Raw genomic sequence first — 20,722 nt, forward strand, 5'->3', positions numbered from 1 at the left:
GCGTCCATTCTAGAGCGCTGGGTCGGATCGCTTCGCTGCCGCGGAAAGCAAATCTCCCCTAACCCCTCTTTTTCAAAGAGGGGGACCGTGTCGGAAAGGAACCGTTGCGACGCAACGCCTCCGCATTTGCTTTCAGCCTCCCCCTTTGAAAAAGGGGGATTGAGGGGGATTTGCTCCCCCGAGTCCGCAGCCACCACGCACTGGAACGCCGGCTCGGACCGCTTCGCTGCCGCGGAAAGCAAATCTCCCCTAACCCCTCTTTTCCAAAGAGGGGAACCGTGTCGGAAAGGAACCGTTGCGACGCAACGCCTCCGCATTTGCTTTCAGCTTCCTCCTTTGAAAAAGGGGGATTGAGGGGGATTTGCTCTTCACCTGCCTGACGACCGCCAAAAAAAAACCGCCCGGATCGCTCCGGGCGGTTGCGGTGCGTAAACCGGAGGATTATTCCTTGGAGCCGGTCTTGACCGGGCTGCCGCCGGCCGGCGCGGTCAGGCCGCGACGCTCCAGCAGCGGCTGGATCTGCGGCTCGTGGCCGGAGAAGTCGCGGAACAGCTGCAGCGCGTCCTTGCTGCCGCCCTGCGAGAGCAAGGTGGCGCGGAAGCGGTCGCCGTTCTCGCGGGTCAGGCCGCCGTGCTCCTTGATCCACTTGACCGTGTTCGCGTCCAGCACTTCCGACCAGATGTAGGCGTAGTAGCCGGCCGCGTAGCCGCCCATGATGTGGCTGAAGTACGGGGTCTTGTAGCGCGGCGGGACCGGCGCGTAGCTGACGCCGTCCTTCTGCAGCGCCGCCGCTTCGAAGGCCATCACGTCCTTGGCCGCCGGGACCTGGTCCGGGCTGCCGATCTGGTGCCAGTTCTGGTCCAGCATCGCCGCGCCGAGGTACTCGGTGGTGGTGAAGCCCTGGTTGAACTTGGACGCGGCCAACACCTTGTCCAACAGCGCCTGCGGCATCGGCTCGCCGGTCTGGTAGTGCTTGGCGTAGTTGGCCAGGATCGACGGCCAGTCGGCCCACATCTCGTTGACCTGCGACGGGAACTCGACGAAGTCGCGCGGCACGTTGGTGCCGGAGAAGTAGGGGTACTTCACGTTCGAGAACATGCCGTGCAGGGCATGGCCGAACTCATGGAACATGGTGGTGACCTCGTCCCAGGTCATCAGGGTCGGCTTGCCGGCCGGCGGCTTCGGGATGTTGAGGTGGTTGGCCACCACCGGCAGCGTGCCGTACAACTGCGATTGGTCGACGTAGGAGTTCATCCAGGCGCCGCCGCGCTTGCTGTCGCGGGCGTACATGTCGGCGATGAAGATCGCCAGCTGCTTGCCGTTGGCGTCGAACACGTCGTACACGGCGGTGTCGGGGTGGTACAGCGGCAGGTCGGTGCGGCGCTTGAACTTCAGGCCGTAGAGCTGGCCGGCGGCGTAGAACACGCCGTTCTCCAGCACGTTGTTCATCTCGAAGTACGGCTTGAGCTGCGCTTCGTCGAAGGCGTACTTCTCCTGGCGCACCTTCTCGGCGTAGTAGGCCCAATCCCAGGGCTCGAGCTTGAACGAGGGCTGGCCCTTGGCGGCCTGCTCCTTGTCGATCATGGTCTGCAGATCGGCGGCTTCGAGCTTGGCGTTGGCGACGGCGGCCGGGGCGAGCTGGCCCAGCATGTCGTTGACCGCCTTCGGGGTCTTGGCGGTCTCGTCCTCGAGCACGAACGCGGCGTAGTTCGGGTAGCCCATCATCTTGGCGCGCTCGGCGCGCAGCTTGACGACCTGGGCGACGATGGCGGTGTTGTCGAACTCGTTGCCGCGGCTGCCGCGTGCGACCGAGGCGCGATACAGCTTCTCGCGCAGGGCGCGGTTGTCCAGGTCGGTTTCCGGCGGCTGGCCGGTGGTGTTGAGCAGGGTCAGCACGTACTTGCCGTCGAGCTTGCGCGTCTTGGCCGCTTCGGCCGCGGCGGCGATGCGCTCGTCGGACAGGCCGGCCAGCTCTTCCTTGGTGTCGACGGTGATCGCCGAGGCGTTGACCTCGCCCAGCACGTTCTGGCTGAACTTGGCTCCCAGCCCGGCGAGCTCGGCGTTCATCGCCTTGAGCTTGGCCTTGTCGGCCTCGGACAGGTTGGCGCCGCTGCGCACGAAGTCGGTGTAGTAGCGCTCGATCAGGCGCACGCCCTGAGCGTCGAGGCCGAGCGAGTCGCGGGTTTCGTGAAGCTTCTTGATGCGTGCAAACAGCTTCGGGTTCAGCGAAATCGCGTCGCGGTGCGCCGACAGCTTCGGCGCGTATTCGGCCTGTAGCTTCTCGCGGGTCGGGTTGGTGTCGGTGCCGACCAGGTTGTAGAACACCGAAGTCGAGCGGCCGAGAATGCGGCCGGACTGCTCCAGCGCGATGATGGTGTTGTCGAAGGTCGGCGCGTCGGGGTTATTGGCGATCGCCTCGACTTCCTTGATCTGGTCGGCCATGCCGCGATCGAAGGCCGGCGCGAAATCGCTGTCCTTGATCTTGTCGAACTGCGGATACTGCAGCGGCAGCGGGCTCTGAGCGTAGAACGGGTTGGCGGTTTGCGCGCTCACGGCGGTGTCGGCCTTTTTAGCGGGGGACGCGGCATACGTGGGGGCGGTGACGCTCAATGCCACGGCCAGCGCCAGGGCGAGGGGGTGCTTCATCGGACGGACCTTGTCGAAAGGAACCCTGAAGCCTACCGGATGGGGTCTGCGCCGACGTATGACTAAAGGCATGGTTGCCGCGGGCCGGCCGCTGCGGCAAGGCCGAACGCCTGGTCGGAAGCTGCCTGAACCGGCGACTTCAGGCACATACGCGCCGGGGGCCCTGGCTTACACTGCCGGGCACGCACAGGCCGGGGCAGGGCGCATGGGACAGCGCAACGAGGGGCGTGGATCGCGGCATTCCCATCGCCGGGGCCGGGTATGAATCCGCTGCCGGTACGCGTCTGCACCTGCTCGGCGCACCTCGCCGACCGCCGTGCGCGTCCGCATTCCATGCCTACCCGGGCTTGCGCATCGAAAGCCGGCATTGCGATCCAGGCCGCCGCGGCGTCGCAGATGCCGGCGGAGACGCCGTCATGATCCCCACACCTAAAACGCGCGCGGTCACATCCGCGGCCGCGCCTGCGTCTTTTACCCACCTCCCCGAGACGAGCGAAACGACGATGACCTTTGTGCTTACGACGTCCGCGATCCCCCATCCGATCCGTCCGCGCCGCGCCTTGGCCCGCCTGGCCTTGGGGCTGTGCCTGAGCGCCTGCTTCGTCAGCAGCGTGCTGGCGGCCGAGACCACGCGTTACCTGGCCCTGGTCGACGGCGGCAAACAGGCCGGCCATCAGACCGTGACCCGCGCCGACGACGGCAGCATCGCCGTCGACTTCATCTTCAAGGACAACGGCCGCGGCCCCGAACTCAAAGAGACCTACACCCTCGCCGCCGACGGCACCTACCAGACCTACGCGGTCAAGGGCACCTCGACCTTCGGCGCGCCGGTGGACGAAAGCTTTTCGATCGCCGACGGCAAGGCCAAGTGGAAATCCACGTCCGACCAGGGCGAGCAGGCCGCCGCGGCGGGCGCGCTGTACTCGCCGCTGGGCGGCACCCCGGCCGGTTTCAGCGTCGCCCTGGCCGCGCTGAGCAAGCGCAGCGACGGCAAGCTGCCGTTGATCCCCAGCGGCAATCTGACCGTGCGCAAGGTCGGCGAAGCCGAGGTCGTGCGCGACGGCAAGAAGCAGAAGGTGCAACTGGTCGCGATGACCGGCGTCGGCCTCACCCCGACCTTCGCCTGGGCCACCCAGGGCGAGAATCCGCGCTTGTTCGCCTACATCTTCCCGGGCTTCCTGCAGTTGATCGAGGAGGGCTGGCAGGGCAACGCCGACGCCTTGGAAACCCAGCAGAAAGTCGCCGAGGGCGAGGCCCTGGTCGATCTGCGCAAGCGCCTGGGCCATCCCATCGCCGGCAGCACCCTGATCCGCAACGCGCGCGTGTTCGACAGCGAGCACGCCAAGCTCGGCCCGGCCTCCGACGTGCTGCTGCGCGACGGCCGCATCGTCTCGGTCGAGGCCGGCGGCGCCACCAAGGTCAAGGCCGACCGCACGATCGACGCCGGCGGCAAGGTGCTGTTGCCCGGCCTGTTCGACATGCACGGCCACGTCGGCCGCTGGGACGGCGGGCTCAACCTCGCCGCCGGCGTCACCACCGTGCGCGACATGGGCAACGACAACGCCACCTTGCAGCAGATCCTGGGCGAAATCCGCGAGGGCAAGCTGATGTCGCCGGACGTGGTGCCGGCCGGCTTCATCGAGGGCGAGAGCAACTTCTCGGCGCGCAACGGCTTCGTGATCAAAGACCTGGACGGCGCCAAGAAAGCGGTGGACTGGTACGCCGAGCACGGCTATCCGCAGGTCAAGATCTACAACTCCTTCCCCAAGGACCTGCTGCGCGACACCGCCGCCTACGCCCACAGCAAGGGCCTGCGCGTAAGCGGCCACGTGCCCGCCTTCATGCGCGCCCAGGACGTGGTGGAGCAGGGCTACGACGAGATCCAGCACATCAATCAGGTGCTGCTGAACTTCTTCGTCGACGACAAGACCGACACCCGCACCCTGACCCGGTTCTACCTGGTCGCCGACAAGACCGCCGACCTGGATTTCGATTCCAAGCCGGTCCAGGACTTCATCGCGCTGCTGGCCAAGAAGCAGACCGTGATCGATCCCACCCTGACCACCTTCGATTTCCTGCGTCAGCGGCCGGGCGAACTGTCGCAGGCCTACGCCGCGGTCGCCGCGCATCTGCCGCCGGACCTGCAGCGCGGCCTGCGCGTGGCCGAGATGAACATCCCCGACGACGCCACCGCCGCGCGCTACAACAAGTCCTACGGGAAGCTGGTCGAGTTCGTCGGTCGCCTGTACAAGGCCGGGGTGCCGATCGTGGCCGGCACCGACGCGATTCCGGGCTTCACCCTGCAGCGCGAACTCGAGCTGTACGTGCAGGCCGGCATGACCCCGTCGCAGGCGCTGCAGATCGCGACCTGGAACGGCGCCAAGTACTCGCGCACCCTGGAAGACCGCGGTTCGATCGCGCCGGGCAAACGCGCCGACCTGATCCTGATCGACGGCGATCCGACCGCCAACATCGCCGACATCCGCAAGGTCGCGCTGGTGCTCAAGGGCGAGGTCGCCTACTACCCCAGCGAGATCGACGAAGCGCTGGGCATCAAGCCGTTCGCGGCGCCGGTGAAGGTCGGCGGCGCGCAGTAAGCGCAAGCGAATGGACCGTCGCCGACACGGCGGTGGTCCATTCCACCGGCCCCGCTTTGGGGTAGCAGCGGCGTAAGCCGCGGCCGCGCCACCGCGACTGCCCGCGCAATCGCGACTCACGTCGCTCCCACAGACAGCGGTCGCGTCCGTGCCCGGCTCCGGGCCTAAGGGTGGGAGCGGCGCAAGCCGCGACCGCGCCGTTTCCGTTGCGGCGTCAGATTCGTTTAGCGATTGGGGAGTCGGTGACCGCGGCTTTTTGAGGTCTGCCGAGCCCCCCACGGCCCGCGCTTGCACGCGCCGCTTCGTCGGCCCGTTCGGCAGCGCGCGCGATTCGACCGGCGTCGGCCCTTGGGTTCGCGGTTGCGGCTCGCGCCGCTCCTACCCGGAGCAGGGCAAGGATTTCTGCGTATAAATTCAGCTATTTCATTTAGTTGCGCGATTTTTATCGCGTAGTCTTGCAATCGCGATTTGGCCGAAACATGTGCCAAATCCATGCCTAAACGCATACCGCCGAGTACGGGCTCTTTAATGCTTTGGTAACATTCGCCTGTCAAAGAGCCGCCACCGGCGCGGGCAGGTCCGCGCTACGGCCGTCAGGGGACGGTCGGACCGACGTAGCAGTCGTCCCGTCGCCGAGCCGCATGCCAGGCGCATGCATCGCCCGGCTTCTTACGAACCCAGGCCGCCCCGATCCGGGCCGCCGCTTTCATCGAGACCCCCCGCCATGCGTCAGCACGTCCGTGCTCCCCGCAGCCATGCCTTGGCCATCGCCGTCGCGATCAGCCTGACTTCCGCCGCCGCTTTCGCGCAGGACGCGCCCGCCGCCGCCACCGAGACGGCGCCCGCCGCCGAATCCGACGCCAAGACCCTGGACGCGCTGATGGTCACCGCGCAGCGCCGCGTCGAACGCGCCAAGGACGTGCCGATGGCGCTCACCACCGTCGACGCCGAGAAGCTGCACGTGCTCGGTTCCGGCGGCGGCGACATCCGCTTCCTGTCCGGCCGTCTGCCCAGCCTGAACATCGAGTCCTCGTTCGGCCGTGCCTTCCCGCGCTTCTACATCCGCGGCCTGGGCAACACCGACTTCGACCTCAACGCCTCGCAGCCGGTCTCGCTGGTGTACGACGACATCGTGTTGGAGAACCCGCTGCTGAAGGGCTTCCCGGTGTTCGATATGGAGAACGTCGAACTGCTGCGCGGCCCACAGGGCACGCTGTTCGGCCGCAACACCCCGGCCGGCGTGGTCAAGTTCGAATCGGCCAAGCCGACCCGCGAGCTGGAAGGCTACGGCCAGGTCGCCTACGGCAGCCACGGCACCACCAATATCGAAGGCGCGATCAGCGGCCCGCTGGGCCCGAACTGGTCGGCGCGCGCCTCGGTGCTGTACCAGCGCCGCGACGAGTGGGTGACCAACACCAACCCGAACGCCCGTACCAATCCCAAGCTGGAAGGCTACGACGAGTCGGCCGCGCGCCTGCAGCTGCAGTACGACGGCAGCGAGACCTTCCACGCCCTGTTCAACGTGCACGCGCGCCATCTCAACGGCACCGCGCGCCTGTTCCGCGCCAACATCTTCAAGCCGGGCACCAACGACCTGGTCGCTGGTTTCGACGACAGCAAGGTCGCCATCGACGGGCGCAACTCGCAGCAGCTCGACACCTTCGGCGCCAGCGCGCGCCTGAGCTGGGATTTCGGCAACGACCTCACCCTGTACTCCATCACCGGCTACGAGACGGCCGATTCGCTCAGCCGCGGCGACATCGACGGCGGCGTGGGCGCGGTATTCGCGCCGCCCTCGGGCCCTGGCTTCATTCCGTTCTCGGCCGAATCCGCGGACGGTCTGCCCGATCACCGCCAATGGACTCAGGAATTCCGACTGGAGTCCAACTACAGCGGCCCGCTGAACTGGCAGGCCGGCCTGTTCTATTTCGACGAAGACATCACCGTCGACAGCTTCAACTACGACACGATCTTTGCCGCCGGTGCGCGTGCCGGTTGGGCGCAGCAGAAGCAGCGCAACAAGGCCTGGGCGGCCTATGGTTCGCTGGACTACGACGTGACCGACAAGCTGACCCTGCGCGGCGGCCTGCGCTACACCCAGGACAAGAAGGATTTCACCGCCAGCGTGCTGGAAAGCGCGCCGTTCGGCGCGCCGGTGTCGGGCCCGTTCCCGGTCCACACCGACGTCGACGACGTCAGCTGGGACGCCAGTGCGGTCTACCAGGTCACCCCGGACGTGAACCTGTACGCCCGCGTGGCCAAGGGCTTCCGCGCGCCGTCGATCCAGGGCCGTCTGCTGTTCCAGGTGCCGCCGCAGCCGTCGGTGGCCGACGCCGAAAAGGTCATTTCCTACGAAGCCGGCGTCAAGGCCGACCTGTGGGACAAGCGCGCGCGCCTGGGCTTCGCGGTGTTCCATTACAACGTCGACAACCAGCAACTCAACGCGGTCGGCGGCGGTGCGAACCAGACCATCCTGGTCAATGCCGACAAGACCGTGGGCCAGGGTTTCGAGCTGGACTTCGACGCCTACGTCACCGACAACCTGATGATCACGCTGGGCGCGAGCTACAACGACACCGAGATCAAGGACGGCAATCTGGCGGTGGCGGTCTGCGGCGCCAGCAACGGCAATCCGCCGCACTGCACGGTTACCGATCCGACCACGGTGGTGGGCGGTACCACGTTGGCGTTCATCAACGGCAACCCGCTGCCGCAGGCCCCCAAGTGGGTCTATAACCTGACCGCGCGCTACTCGCTGCCGGTCGGCGACGGCGGCGAGTTCTTCGTCTACACCGACTGGGCCTACCGCAGCGAGATCAACTACTTCCTCTACGAGGCCAAGGAGTTCCGCGGCAAGGCCCTGGTCGAAGGCGGCCTGCGCGTGGGTTACGGCTGGGAAAACGGCAAGTACGAAGTGGCGCTGTACGGCCGCAACATCCTCGACAAGGTGCAGGCGGTCGGCGGGATCGACTTCAACAACCTGACCGGCTTCGTCAACGAGCCGCGCATCGTGGGCGTGGAGTTCAAGGCCGGCTTCTAAGGCCGGGCAGGGCGGCCCGCCGCCTGCCATCGCAATACCGGACGGCCCGCCTCGCGCGGGCCGTTTTTTTATGCAGAAGAGAGGAGTGCGTAGTGAGAAGTGAGTAAAGGCGGGGCTTGCTCCGGCTCACTTCTCACTCCTCCCCGCTCACTCCTATTTCCGTACCCTCGGAACGCGCTATCGTCTCCCAATCCCCGCCGCCCCGCCGGAGCGACCATGACCACCGCCTATGACTTCACCGCCACCGACATCGACGGCCAGCCGCGCTCGCTGGACGAGTATCGCGGCAAGGTGCTGCTGATCGTCAACGTCGCCTCGCAGTGCGGCTTCACACCGCAGTACACCGGCCTGGAACAGTTGGAGCGCAAGTTCAAGGAGCGGGGCTTCGAAGTGCTGGGCTTCCCCTGCGACCAGTTCGGCCACCAGGAGCCGGGCAACGAGGCCGAGATCAAGGAGTTCTGCTCGCTGACCTATGACGTGAGTTTCCCGCTGTACGCCAAGGTCGACGTCAACGGCGACCAGGCGCATCCGTTGTGGAAGTGGCTCAAGGACGAGAAGGGCGGCTTCCTCGGCATCGACGCGATCAAATGGAACTTCAGCAAGTTCCTGGTCGGCCGCGACGGCAAGGTCATCAAGCGCTACGCCCCGACCGACAAGCCCGAGTCGATCGCGTCGGATATCGAGAAGGCGCTGGCCTAGATCGAAAGCGACCGGGCTCGCCCGCATGCGAATGACACTGAGGTCTGCCGTTAAAGCCATCGTCTATGTCGCGTTGGCGGTGGCCGTATGTGGTGCGGCTTTCATCGGGTTCGCGACATCCGGCCCCTGCGAGTACCGATATCCGGATGAGATCGCGAGAGTGGATGAAGTGGTCCATGCGATCCATCGGTTCAAGTTGGAGCGCAGCAAGCTTCCAGAGCCTGGAAACGATGAGGACATGACGCGTGTCGGGCTTCCGGGGCATCTTGCTGCCAATTACGAGTTAGACAAGCGCGGAGGGTTCACCGTGAAATCCGTTGGGCTGCACGGCATGATGAGCTTCGATGGGCCTTGGGTGGAGTACTCGTCGGCAACTGGAACCTATGTATGTCATGCAATGTGAACGGAAGCAGCTGGGTATTCGTCAGGACCGCAGAACGATCTAGCGCAAGCTGCTAGGGCTTTGGGGTAGGAGCGGCGTGAGCCGCGACCGCGTCGTAGCCGAAACTGCGCAGTCGCGGCTCACGCCGCTCCTACCCCAGAGCTATCGGCCCTCAAGCCGCGTCGTTCGCCGCCTGCAACCCCGTCGCCGCGATCGCCTGGCGGCGCGGCTGGACCCGCGCCTTGAGCCCGAAGCACGGCCGCAGCAGCGGCACCCGGCGAATGATCGCGTGCAGCCCCCAGCAGCCCAGCACCGTGCCCACCACCACGATGACCGGTTCGCTCACCGGGCCCAGGTGCAGCGGCAGGATCCAGTACGCGATCAGCACGATTAGGCTCTGGTGCAGCACGTACCAGGGATAGACCGCCTCGTTGGCCCAGGGCAGCCAGCGGAACGGGCGATTGAGCAGGGCATGGCCCCAGCCCAGGATCGCGGAAATCGCGAACCAGATGTACAGATTGCGCAGCAGCCACACGCTGTTCTGCAGCAGGTCCGGAATCTGGTCGGGCAGCACCAGCACCAGGGTCAGGTAGAAGCCGAACAGGCCCAGGGCCAGGCTCAGGGTCCACTTGCGCAGCCGCACCAGCTCGTTCCACAAACCGCTGTCGTTACCCAGCCAATAGCCGTACAGGAACACGCTGAAATAGATCGCGTGGCGGTACCAGTCGTGGATCAGGTCGCCGGTTTCCTCGAAGTGCGGCTGCAGCAGCATGGTCGCCAGGGCCAGCGGTAGGGCCGGCAGGATCACCAGCTTCCAGCCACGCAAGCCCGTCGCCAATGCGTGCAGGCGCCGGCCCAGACCATTGCGGAACAGCGGCAGCAGGGCGGCCAGGGCGAGGGTGTAGACCCACAGATAGGCCAGGTACCACAGGTGGTTCCAGGTGAAGCCGTACTCCCAGCCGTCGAAGGCGTCCTTGGGCCAGGGCTGGAACTGGTAGTAGCGCAACAGGAAGTCGACGAAACCCGGCTCGACCAGGCCGTTGGCCACGCCCTGGGCGTAGGGCTGGATCGGCACCACCACCAGGCAGCCGAAGGTCAGCGGCAACAGCAGGCGCCAGCTGCGCTGGATCACGAAGCGGCCCAGCGAGGTGCCGCGCAACAGGAAGTGCACCGACAGGCCCGAGATCAGGAAGATCAGATCCATGCGCCAGCGGTTCATGAACAGCATCGGGATCTGCAGCGGTTCCGACAGATGGGTGCTTTTCAGATGCCAGTCCCACTCGGCGACGTAGAGCATGGCGCAGTGGTAGAGGATCAACAGGGCGAAGGCGATCGCGCGCAGGGCGTCGATGTCGTGGCGGCGTTGCATGGTCGGTCCGCGGCAGTGAAGGTGCGCCCAGCCTTGCCGCGAGCGGCGCCGCGCGCAGCGCTCAGGTGACCGGTGGCGGGCCGGCAGGGACGAATCGCGGGCCCTGGGGACGGCCGGTTGCCGCGCGCGTGCCCGCACAGGCGAGAATGCGCGCATGAATTACGAACCGACCGCGGCCAGGACGGCCGACGCCGACACCGCCATTCCGCCCGCCCAGCCGGTCGCCCCGCTCAGCGCCTGGGACCGCTACCAGCCCTGGCGGCGCACCGCCGAGGTCGCGAGCTGGGTGCTGCTGTTCGCGGCCAACGCGATCGGCGGCACCCTGACCACCATCATCGACATCCATCGGGTCGGCTTGGACATCCCCGACTGGGCGCCCGCGATCTGGGAGGCGACCAGCTGCCTGGTCGCGCTGTGCCTGGTGCCGGCCCTGGTCTGGTACACCCGCCGGATCCCGTTCCATATCGACAGCTGGCGACGGGCGCTGGCGCTGCACCTGCTGGGCAGCGTGGTCTGGTCGTTGCTGCACGTGAGCCTGATGGTCGGTCTGCGCAAGCTGATCTATGCCGGGCTGGGCGAGTCCTACGATTTCGGTTCCTGGGGCATGGGGCTGGTCTACGAGTATCTGAAAGACGTGCGTTCCTACGTCTACATGGTGTTGTGGATCGAGGGCTACCGCCTGCTGATGCGGCGTTGGCAGGGCGAGGCCAGTCTGCTGGCGCCGCCCGACGACCTGCCCGAGCCGGCCACGCCCGAGCGCCCGGAGCGCTTCCTGGTGCGAAAGCTGGGCAAGGAATTCCTGATCGCGGCCGGCGAGGTCGAATGGCTGCAGGCCTCGTCCAACTACGTGAACCTGCACTTGCGCGGCCGCGACTATCCGCTGCGCACCACCATGGCCACGATCGAGGCCCAACTGGACCCCGCGCGCTTCGTGCGCGTGCACCGTTCTTATATGGTCAATCTGGACTGCGTGGGCGAGATCGAGCCGCTGGAAAGCGGCGACGCGCGCATCACTATGCGCGACGGCACCCGCATCCCGTGCAGCCGGCGCTACCGCGGTGTGCTGCGCCAGGACCGGCGCGCGGCCTGAGCCGTCTCAGTCGCGGCCGGCCTGCGCGGCCGGCGGCGGCAGCAGGGCGTGCAGCTCGCGCACCAGGCGCTCGACCTTCTGCGGGGTGTAGCCGCGCTGCACGTGCGCGATCCGGCCGCGGGTGTCGATCAGGAAGGCGTTGGGGACCGCGCGCACCCGGTAGTAGCGCGCGACCGTGCCCGGGTCGCGCAGCGTCAACAGGTCCAGGCCGGGGTTCTGGCGCAGGAAGGCCTCGTAGTCGCGCTGCGGTTCGGCGTAGTTGATCGCGACGATCTGCAGGCGCTCGCGGCCGAATCCGGTCTGCAGCGCCGACAGCTGCGGCAGCTCGCGCCGGCATTGCTCGCACCAGCCGGCCCAGAACACCACCAGCACCACCTTGCCGCGGTAGTGGCTGACCTGGATCGAACGGCCGTCGCGGTCCAGGCCCAGCCAGTCGGGCGGCAGGTCGCCGACCTGCGGGCCCTGCTCGGTCGCGTTCGCCGGTGTGGCGTCGCCCCTCGCGGCCTGCGCCGGCAGCAGCGCCGCGCCGCCCAGCAGCGCCAGCATCGTTGCGAACAGCCAGCCCCGCAGCGTATGGGTCAGCGGCGAGGGCGGGCGCGCGCTCATTTCTCGACGAACGCGCGCTCGTACACGTACTGGCCGGGGACGCCGATACGCGGCGCCGCGCCGAAGCCGCGGCTGTCCAGCAGTTCGCGGAAATCGGCCAGCATCTGCGGGCTGCCGCAGATCATGGCGCGGTCGTGTTCGGCCGCCAGCGGCTCGATCCCGAGCTGCTCCATCATGCGTCCCGTGGCCATCATCTCGGTCAGGCGCCCGCGCTGGTCGCGGCCGGCGAAATCGAAGCCCTCGCGGCTTACCGCCGGGTAGTACAGCAGTTTGGCCGCGATCTGCTCGCCCAGGAATTCGTGCTTGGGCAGCTCGTTGACGATGTAGTCGCGGTAGGCCAGGTCCTGCGCGCTGCGCACGCCGTGGCACAGGATTACGCGCTCGAAGCGTTCGTAGGTCTCCGGGTCCTTGATGATCGACAGCCACGGCGCGAAGCCGGTGCCGGTGCCCAACAGATACAGATTGCGGCCCGGGTGCAGGTCGTGGATCAGCAGGGTGCCGGTGGGCTTGCGGCCGATCAGCACCTCATCGCCGGGACGGATTTCCTTCAGGCGCGAGGTCAACGGCCCGTTGGGCACCTTGATGCTGAAGAACTCCAGCTGTTCTTCCCAGTTCGCGCTGGCGATCGAATACGCGCGCAGCAACGGCTTGGACGAACCGTCCGCCTGCGGCACCTGCAGTCCGATCATCACGAACTGGCCGTTGTCGAAGCGGAATCCGTCGTCGCGGGTGGTGGTGAAGCTGAAGTAGTCGTCGGTCCAGTGACGGACGTCCAGCACCGTCTCGGTGCCAAAAGCGGAGGACATGCGGGGCAGGGGTGTGGAGCTGGGAGCGCATTGTAGCCGATTGATGAGATTGACTCTCATCTGTCGCGCGGCGGCCGTGGCAGCGGTTCAGACCGCCGCCACCATGTCGGCTGCCAGCGCAGCAATGGTTTCCGGGCCAGTCCAGGCCGGATCGAGCTCTCGGCCGATCCGGGGGTAGGCTTCGACCTGATAGGCGCGCCCGAAGCTGATGGCCCCGTCGCTGAAGCCTTCGTAGCAGACCATCGCGTGACGGCTGCCGGGCGGGGTGACGGGCAGGTAGGGCTGTTGCGGCGCAGGCCACGCATTGAGCGATACGTCGAAGCGAATGGCGACGGCCTCGCGCGCGATACCGATGGCGATATCGGTGGCGAGGCATTTGAGCTCCAGCGCCACCAGCGCCGGCATCCTATGGCCGCCTTCGGTACTGCCGCCGGCGGCGATGCGCCGGCGTTCCTCATCGACGGCGCCCGGGCGCAGCAGGGCGATATCGAATTCGTGCGCGACGCCGCTGCGGCCGGAGAATCGGAGGGAGTTATGCAACTGCACGATCGGTTGTGCGTTGCGGTAGAGGGTGATGTAACCGGGGCTGTTGGGGCGCGAGCCCAGCAGCCCGGGGCCGCCGCGAATTACCGCACGATCGGCGCTGGTGGCCGAAGCGCCGGAGCCGAGATGCCAATGAGCGTGGTACGACCCCGCCGAACGGGTTTTCAGTTCCTCCACCAGCGCGGCCGACAATGCCAGCATCACCCAGGCTTCGTAGCACTTGCCCTTCTCTTGGTTCTTGTCGCTGTGGCGCAGATGGCGGTCCTCCACGTGGGCGCCGAGCGCGCCGGCGATCCGGCCGACCTCCGCGATGGCCTGGTCGATATCGAAGGCGACCTTGCTCATGGCTTCATGCCTCGGCCGTAGCGATGAGCTTCTTCATCCAGATCGACATCGGGTTCGATGTCTGCCTGGCGGGCATAGTCGGGCGCGATTTCCACCTGCAAGGCTTGCTGTTCGAGCGGCTGGATCCAGGTGTCGGCATCGGCGCCGTAGCCCACGACCGTCGATTCGAAGCTGGTGGCCCTCGCTGCGCCGCCCGGGCTTCCGCCCTGGTCGGGTTCGCGCTGGGCGTTGCTGGCACCGGATTCGGGATCGTCCGGTGTGAGCGCGGCAAGGATGCGGCGCAATTGCAGCGCCAACTGCTCGATCAGCGGTTCCAGCTTCGCGCGCTGCTCGATCACCCGCTCGTGGACCAGTCGCTGCGCAGGCGCTTCGGCATGGGCGACGAACATTCGCTCCCAATGCACGCCGACCGGTTCGGACAGGCGGGCGGCGATGTCCCATTGCATACGGATCGGCAACACCAGCATCGCCTCGATCGAGCGCGCCACGAACACAGTCGCCAAGTCGGTGTCGACGGCGAAATCTTGCAAGCGTAGGCGCCTGCGGATATCCACTTCCGTGACCGGAAACGGATCGGAGATGGCCCGCAGCAGGGCCAGGGCCGGGGGCAGGGCGGTCGCCATGGTTCGCTCCGTGAACGCAGCCAGCGGTTCGCGCGATATAGCACGAATCCCGCGGCAGCGGCGACAGCGCGGAAACGACCCCGCTTCCGTGCCCGCTGTCAACGGGTTTCCCCTGCCGCCCGGCGTTGCGACAATCGGTCCAGCCCGCAGCTAGCGGGTGCCAGACCGATTGGAAGCAATGCAAGACACGACCTCGAAGTCCGCACCGCAGATCGCCGAACAGATCGCACGCACCATCGCCGCCGAGATCGGCGCGCAACCGGCCCAGGCCCGCTCCGCCATCGCCCTGCTCGACGAGGGCGCGACGGTGCCGTTCATCGCGCGCTACCGCAAGGAAGTCACCGGCGGGCTGGACGACACCCAGTTGCGCGATCTCGAGGGCCGCCTGCGTTATCTGCGCGAGCTCGAGGACCGCCGCGCCGCGGTGCTGGAGAGCATCGCCGAACAAGGCAAGCTCACCGACGCGTTGCGCGCCGATATCGAGGCCGCCGACAGCAAGGCGCGCCTGGAAGATCTGTACCTGCCGTACAAGCCCAAGCGCCGCACCAAGGCCCAGATCGCGCGCGAGGCCGGCCTGGAGCCGCTCGCCGACGGACTGCTCGCCGACCCGACCCTGCAGCCCGAGGTCTACGCCGCCGAATTCGTCAGCGAGGAAAAACAGGTCGCCGACGTCAAGGCCGCGCTGGACGGCGCGCGCGCGATCCTGATGGAGCGCTGGGGCGAGGACGCCGCGCTGGTCGGCGAGCTGCGCACCTGGCTGCACCAGACCGGCGTGATCCGTGCGCGCGTGGTCGAGGGCAAGGAGAACGAGGGCGCCAAGTACCGCGACTACTTCGACCACGCCGAAGCGCTGGCCAAGATTCCCTCGCACCGCCTGCTGGCGCTGTTCCGCGCGCGCCGCGAGGAAGTGCTGTACCTGGATCTGGAACCCACCACCGATCCCGCTGCCGGCCACGCTTACGGCGAAGGCCGCGTCGCCCTGCATGCCGGCGTCGCCGACCGCGGCCGCGCCGGCGACCGCTGGCTGCTCGACGCCTGCCGCATGACCTGGCGCGCCAAGCTGCACCTGCACCTGCTGCTGGACCTGTTCGGGCAGGCGCGCGAGAAGGCCGAGGCCGAAGCCATCGACGTGTTCGGTGACAACCTCAAGGATCTGTTGTTGGCCGCACCGGCCGGCCCGCGCGCGGTGCTCGGACTGGACCCGGGCCTGCGCACCGGCGTCAAGGTCGCGGTGGTCGACGCCACCGGCAAACTGGTCGCCCACGACACCATCTACCCGCACGAACCGCGCAAACAGTGGGACCAGTCGCTGCACACCCTGCGCGCGCTGTGCGCCAAGCATGCGGTCGAACTGATCTCGATCGGCAACGGCACCGCCTCGCGCGAAACCGACAAACTGGCCGGCGATCTGATCAAGCTGGCGCCCGAGCTGAAGCTGACCAAGGTCGTGGTCAGCGAGGCCGGCGCGTCGGTGTACTCGGCTTCCGAGTTCGCATCCAAGGAATTTCCGGACCTGGACGTGAGCATCCGCGGCGCGGTCTCGATCGCGCGGCGGCTGCAGGATCCGCTGGCCGAGCTGGTCAAGATCGAGCCCAAGGCGATCGGCGTTGGCCAGTACCAGCACGACGTCGACCAGTACCGCCTCGCGCGCGCGCTGGACGCGCGCGTCGAGGACTGCGTGAACGCGGTCGGCGTGTACGTGAACACCGCGTCGGCCGCGCTGCTCGCGCGCGTGTCGGGCCTGTCCAGCACGGTCGCCGAGAACATCGTGCGTCACCGCGACGAGAACGGTCCCTTCGCCTCGCGCAAGGCCTTGTTGAAAGTGCCGCGCCTGGGCGACAAGACGTTCGAGCAATGCGCGGGCTTCCTGCGCATCGTCGACGGCGATCAGCCGCTGGACGCCTCGGCGGTGCACCCCGAGGCCTACCCGGTGGTCGAGCGCATCGTCCAGCAGTGCGGCCGCGAGGTGAAGCAACTGCTGGGCGACCCGCAGTTCGTGCGCGGGCTCAAGGCCGAGCAGTACACCGACGACACCTTCGGCCTGCCGACGGTGCGCGACATCCTCAAGGAAATGGAAAAGCCCGGCCGCGATCCGCGCCCCGAGTTCAAGGCCGCGCGTTTCGCCGACGGCGTCGAGGATCTCAAGGACCTCAAGGTCGGCATGATCCTGGAAGGCGTGATCAGCAACGTCGCCGCATTCGGCGCCTTCGTCGACATCGGTGTGCACCAGGACGGCCTGATCCATATCTCGGCGCTGTCGGACAAGTACATCAAGGACCCGCGCGAGGCGGTCAAGGCCGGCGACGTGGTCAAGGTGCGGGTGCTGGAAGTCGACATCGCGCGCAAGCGCATCGCACTCACCCGCCGTCTCGACGACGCGGTACCGGCGCCGCGTCCGCCGGGCGGCGGCGATCGCGCCGGCGCGGATCGCGGTGGTCCGCGCGGCGGCGATGGCGGCCGTGGCGGGCGTCGCGAGCCGCCCGCACGCGGCGGTTCGTTCGCGCCGGCGGGTAAGGGCAATGCGCCGATGGGCGGGGCGTTGGCTGATGCGTTCGCGCGGGCCAAGCAGAAGAACTGATTCCGCGATGCCATGCCGCGTAGGGTGGTCCCAAAGCCATCCCACGTGACTGTTTTTGCTCGTCATCCCCGCGAAGGCGGGGATCCAGCGACTTTAGGGCGCCGCAACCCACGTCATTGGCCTCGACCATAGGATGCGGTGAGCCCTAGGCGAACCGCATCGTCGCGTAATCGCACGTCGCCACGGCAACACGGCCATCGCCGCGTTGCCTCGCAACGCAGTTACTCAGCCGCCAGCCTTCCCCGGCGGATCCAAGCGCAACAACTTGCCGTCCTTCTCGTCGGTCAGCACATAGACCTTGCCGTCGGCGCCAACACGCACGTCGCGGATGCGCAAGCCGAGCTCCTTGAGCAGGCGCTCTTCCTTGACGATCTTGTCGCCATCCAGCGTGAGGCGGATCAGGTTGCCGTCGGCGAGCGCGCCCAGGAACAGGCTGTCGTTCCAGGGCGAGTCGGGGCGGCCGGTATAGAAGGCCATGCCCGACAGCCCCGGCGATTTCGCCCAAACGTGGTACGGCGATTCCATACCGGGCTTGCTCTTGCCCTCGGCTTCCGAGATCGGCAGGCCGCTGTAGTCGATGCCATTGGTGATAATGGGCCAGCCGTAATTCTTGGTCGGCTCGGGCAGATTGATTTCGTCGCCGCCGCGCGGGCCGTGCTCGGCTTCCCACAGCTTGCCGCTGCGCGGATCCAGCGCCAGCGACTGCATGTTGCGATGGCCGTAGCTCCAGATCTCGGCGCGCGCATCGCTGCGGCCGACATAGGGATTGTCGGTCGGCACGCTGCCGTCCAGGTTCAGGCGCACCAGCTTGCCCTGCAGCATCTTCAGATCCTGCGAGGCCATGCGCTCCTGGCGCTCGCCTTGGGTGATGAAGACATGCCCGTGGCCGTCGAAGGCGATGCGCGAACCGAAGTGGTTGGGTCCGACCAGCTTGGGCTGCTGGCGGTAGATCACTTCGACCTCGCTCAGGCCGGTATCGCCCAGCGTCGCCGTGGCGACCGCGGTGCCGGCGCTGCCGTTGGGGCCCGGCTCGGCGAAACTGAGGTAGATACGCTTGCTGCTGGCGAAGTCCGGCGCCAGCACCACGTCGAGCAGGCCGCCCTGGCCCTCGGCCCAGACTTGCGGCACGTTGGCCAGCGGCGCCGAGATCGCGCCGTCCGCGCCGATCCGGCGCAAACGCCCCGGCCGTTCGGTGACCAGGAAGCCGCCGTCGGGCAGCAGCGCCACGCTCCAGGGCTGCTCCAGGCCGTGGGCGATCTCGGTGACCTGGATCGGCCCGCGTTCGCTGGCCAGTTGCTGGGCTTTCTGCTGCGCCGGCGCGGGCCGCGCCGCGGCGCTGTCCTGGGCCGGGGTCTTGTCGCAGGCGACCAGGGCGCAAGCGAGGGCAAGGGCGAGCGCGATGCTGCGGTGACGGACAACCATGCGGGGAATCTCCTTAGCGATAACCGGCGGCTTGCAATTCGAACAGTTCGGCGTAGCGCCCGCCTTGCGCGAGCAGCTCGGTATGGGTGCCGCTGGCCTCGAGTCGGCCTTCGGCGAGCACCAGGATACGATCGGCCATGCGCACGCTGCTGAAGCGGTGGGAGATCAGCACCGCGGTGCGGTCGTCCGACAACTCCTTGAAGCGCTGGAATACCTCGAACTCCGAACGCGCGTCCAGGGCCGCGGTCGGTTCGTCCAGGATCATGACCTGGGCATCGCGCATGTAGGCGCGCGCGATCGCGATCTTCTGCCACTGCCCGCCGGAGAGGTCGACGCCGGTCTTGAAGCGGCGCCCGATCTGCTGGTCGTAGCCCTGCGGCAGCGATTCGATGACCTGGTCGGCCATGGCGCGCCGGGCCGCGTTGCGGATGCGTTCCTCGTCGTGCATGGCGTCGATCTGGCCGACGCCGATGTTCTCGCCGGCGGTGAGGTGGTAGCGCACGAAGTCCTGGAAGATAACGCCGATGTTGGCACGCAGCTCGTCCAGGTCGTATTCGCGCAGGTCGCGGCCGTCGAGCAGGATGCGGCCTTCGTCGGGGTCGTACAGGCGTGCCAGCAATTTGACCAGGGTGGTCTTGCCGGCGCCGTTCTCGCCGACCAGGGCCAGCACTTCACCCGCGCGCAGTTCGAAATTCAGACCGCGCAGCGCCCAGCGCTCGGCATCGGGATAGCGGAAGCCGACGTTCTCGAACGCGAAGCCGCGCGCGATCGGACGCGGTACCGGCAGCGGATCGGCGGGCGAGACGATCTCCGGTTCGATCTCGAAGAACGAGAACAGATCGTCCAGGTACAGGGCCTGGCCGGCCACCTGCGAGAACCCCACCAACAGACCTTCCAGCAGCTGGCGCAGGCGCCGGAAGCTGCCGGCCAGGAAGGTCAGGTCGCCGATGCTGAAATCGCCCTTGACCGTGCGCCAGGCGATGTAGGCGTAGGCGACGTAGTAGCCCAGCGTGCCCAGCGCCGCCAACAGGGTGCCCCAGAACGCGCGCCGCCGCGCCAGCGAGCGGTTGGCCTTGAAGAACTTGTCCGCCAGCTCGCGGTACTTGGCGATCAGATAGCGGTGAAGATTGAAGATCTTCACCTCCTTGGCGGTCTCGACGCTGGCGCCCATCTGGCGCACGTACTCGAGTTGGCGGCGCTCGGGCGTCCAGGCGAAGTTGAGCGAATAACCCAAGGCGTTGAAATGCGCCTCGCCGACGAAGGCCGGGATCAGCGCCACCGCCAGCAGCAGGATCAGCCAGGGCGCGTACACCAGCAGGCCGATCGCGAAGCTGATCACCGTGATCGTGTCCTGGACCTGGCCGAACAACTGGCTCATCAGGTTCATGCGCCCCATGGTCTGGCGACGCGCGCGGTCCAGCTTGTCCTGCAGGTCGGGGTCCTCGAAGTCCTCCAGGTCCAAGGTCGCGGCGTGCTCCATCAGGCGCACGCTGGTGGCGTTGGTGAACAATTCCGACAGCAGCGAATCGCCGTAGCTGATCAGGCGGCCGAGCAGGTCCGAGCCGATCGCCAGCCCGAACTCCAGCGCCAGCAGGCCGAGCAGGGTGGTGAGCTGGCCGCCGTCGAGCGCGGCGCGCACCGATTCGAACTCGACGCCGGCCGCGACCAGGCGCACCGCCTCGTCGATGATCAGCTTGCCGACGTACAGGGTCGCGACCGGCAGGAATGCGCGTACCAGACGCAGGCCCAGCGTAATCAGAGTCAGGCTACGGCTGGTCTGCCATATCTGGCGCAGGAACGGCGGCAGATTGCGCAGCGCATCGAAACGCTCGCGCAGGCTGGGCTTGCCGCTCGATCGGCCGGCGTTGCGGCCGGGCGTGCTCTGTCCAGGAGCGTTCTGGTCAGGTGCGCTCGGGTTGGAGGCGGGCGGGGCGGCGTCGGCGGGCGAGGGCATGGCCGGATTGTGCCTGGGCTGC

14 protein-coding genes are annotated in these 20,722 nt (G+C 67.3%); 6 read left to right on the top strand and 8 right to left on the bottom strand.

What is annotated here, in order from left to right:
* Window positions 1-441: 441 nt before the first annotated feature.
* Complete coding sequence (locus ASE35_RS03940) at window positions 442-2,646, bottom strand: M3 family metallopeptidase (RefSeq protein WP_057163023.1); 2,205 nt, start codon at window positions 2,644-2,646, stop codon at window positions 442-444.
* Between the two features lie 503 nt (window positions 2,647-3,149).
* Here ASE35_RS03940 and ASE35_RS03945 point away from each other — a divergent pair.
* The 4 genes from ASE35_RS03945 to ASE35_RS03960 all read left to right on the top strand — a co-directional run bounded on the left by ASE35_RS03945 (window position 3,150) and on the right by ASE35_RS03960 (window position 9,385).
* Complete coding sequence (locus ASE35_RS03945; RefSeq protein WP_057159143.1) at window positions 3,150-5,243, top strand: amidohydrolase family protein; 2,094 nt, start codon at window positions 3,150-3,152, stop codon at window positions 5,241-5,243.
* Between the two features lie 724 nt (window positions 5,244-5,967).
* Window positions 5,968-8,283 carry a TonB-dependent receptor gene (locus ASE35_RS03950; RefSeq protein WP_057163024.1) on the top strand — a complete coding sequence of 772 codons (2,316 nt, stop codon included), beginning with the start codon at window positions 5,968-5,970 and terminating at the stop codon, window positions 8,281-8,283.
* Between the two features lie 216 nt (window positions 8,284-8,499).
* A complete protein-coding gene (locus tag ASE35_RS03955) occupies window positions 8,500-8,982 on the top strand; it encodes a glutathione peroxidase (RefSeq protein WP_057163025.1) in 483 nt (160 codons plus the stop codon).
* A 25-nt stretch (window positions 8,983-9,007) separates the two neighbouring features.
* Window positions 9,008-9,385 (top strand): hypothetical protein, encoded by a 378-nt coding sequence (locus ASE35_RS03960; RefSeq protein ID WP_157489255.1) that lies wholly within the window; start codon window positions 9,008-9,010, stop codon window positions 9,383-9,385.
* Between the two features lie 151 nt (window positions 9,386-9,536).
* On the opposite strand, the gene ASE35_RS03965 is transcribed toward ASE35_RS03960, so the two are convergent.
* Complete coding sequence (locus ASE35_RS03965) at window positions 9,537-10,733, bottom strand: acyltransferase family protein (RefSeq protein ID WP_057159146.1); 1,197 nt, start codon at window positions 10,731-10,733, stop codon at window positions 9,537-9,539.
* A gap of 154 nt (window positions 10,734-10,887) precedes the next feature.
* On the opposite strand from ASE35_RS03965, the gene ASE35_RS03970 reads away from it, so the two are divergent.
* Window positions 10,888-11,823 (top strand): LytTR family DNA-binding domain-containing protein, encoded by a 936-nt coding sequence (locus ASE35_RS03970; RefSeq protein ID WP_082607022.1) that lies wholly within the window; start codon window positions 10,888-10,890, stop codon window positions 11,821-11,823.
* A gap of 6 nt (window positions 11,824-11,829) precedes the next feature.
* Here ASE35_RS03970 and ASE35_RS03975 read toward each other — a convergent pair whose 3' ends face one another.
* The 4 genes from ASE35_RS03975 to ASE35_RS03990 form a co-directional block, all read right to left on the bottom strand.
* On the bottom strand, window positions 11,830-12,429 hold the full coding sequence (locus ASE35_RS03975) for a TlpA disulfide reductase family protein (RefSeq protein ID WP_057163027.1): 600 nt from the start codon (window positions 12,427-12,429) through the stop codon (window positions 11,830-11,832).
* Entirely contained in the window at window positions 12,426-13,235 is an 810-nt protein-coding gene (locus ASE35_RS03980; RefSeq protein ID WP_057163028.1) for a ferredoxin--NADP reductase, read from the bottom strand. The genes ASE35_RS03975 and ASE35_RS03980 overlap by 4 nt, the downstream gene beginning before the upstream one ends.
* An 87-nt stretch (window positions 13,236-13,322) precedes the next feature.
* Entirely contained in the window at window positions 13,323-14,123 is an 801-nt protein-coding gene (locus tag ASE35_RS03985; RefSeq protein ID WP_057163029.1) for a hypothetical protein, read from the bottom strand.
* Complete coding sequence (locus ASE35_RS03990) at window positions 14,120-14,746, bottom strand: hypothetical protein (protein WP_057163030.1); 627 nt, start codon at window positions 14,744-14,746, stop codon at window positions 14,120-14,122. The genes ASE35_RS03985 and ASE35_RS03990 overlap by 4 nt, the downstream gene beginning before the upstream one ends.
* A gap of 178 nt (window positions 14,747-14,924) precedes the next feature.
* Here ASE35_RS03990 and ASE35_RS03995 point away from each other — a divergent pair, with 178 nt between their 5' ends.
* On the top strand, window positions 14,925-17,324 hold the full coding sequence (locus tag ASE35_RS03995; protein ID WP_057163031.1) for a Tex family protein: 2,400 nt from the start codon (window positions 14,925-14,927) through the stop codon (window positions 17,322-17,324).
* A gap of 225 nt (window positions 17,325-17,549) precedes the next feature.
* Here the strand turns inward: ASE35_RS03995 and ASE35_RS04000 are convergent, their stop codons facing one another.
* Both ASE35_RS04000 and ASE35_RS04005 read right to left on the bottom strand, forming a co-directional pair.
* The gene (locus ASE35_RS04000; protein WP_057159151.1) at window positions 17,550-18,746 is read right to left on the bottom strand and encodes a PQQ-dependent sugar dehydrogenase; all 1,197 of its coding nucleotides are present in this window, start codon (window positions 18,744-18,746) and stop codon (window positions 17,550-17,552) included.
* A 13-nt stretch (window positions 18,747-18,759) separates the two neighbouring features.
* Window positions 18,760-20,700, bottom strand: coding sequence for an ABC transporter ATP-binding protein (locus tag ASE35_RS04005; protein ID WP_082611103.1), 1,941 nt, complete (start codon window positions 20,698-20,700; stop codon window positions 18,760-18,762).
* Window positions 20,701-20,722 lie beyond the last annotated feature (22 nt).

Origin of the sequence: Lysobacter sp. Root916, from assembly GCF_001429785.1 — a bacterium.
Lineage (GTDB): Bacteria > Pseudomonadota > Gammaproteobacteria > Xanthomonadales > Xanthomonadaceae > Lysobacter.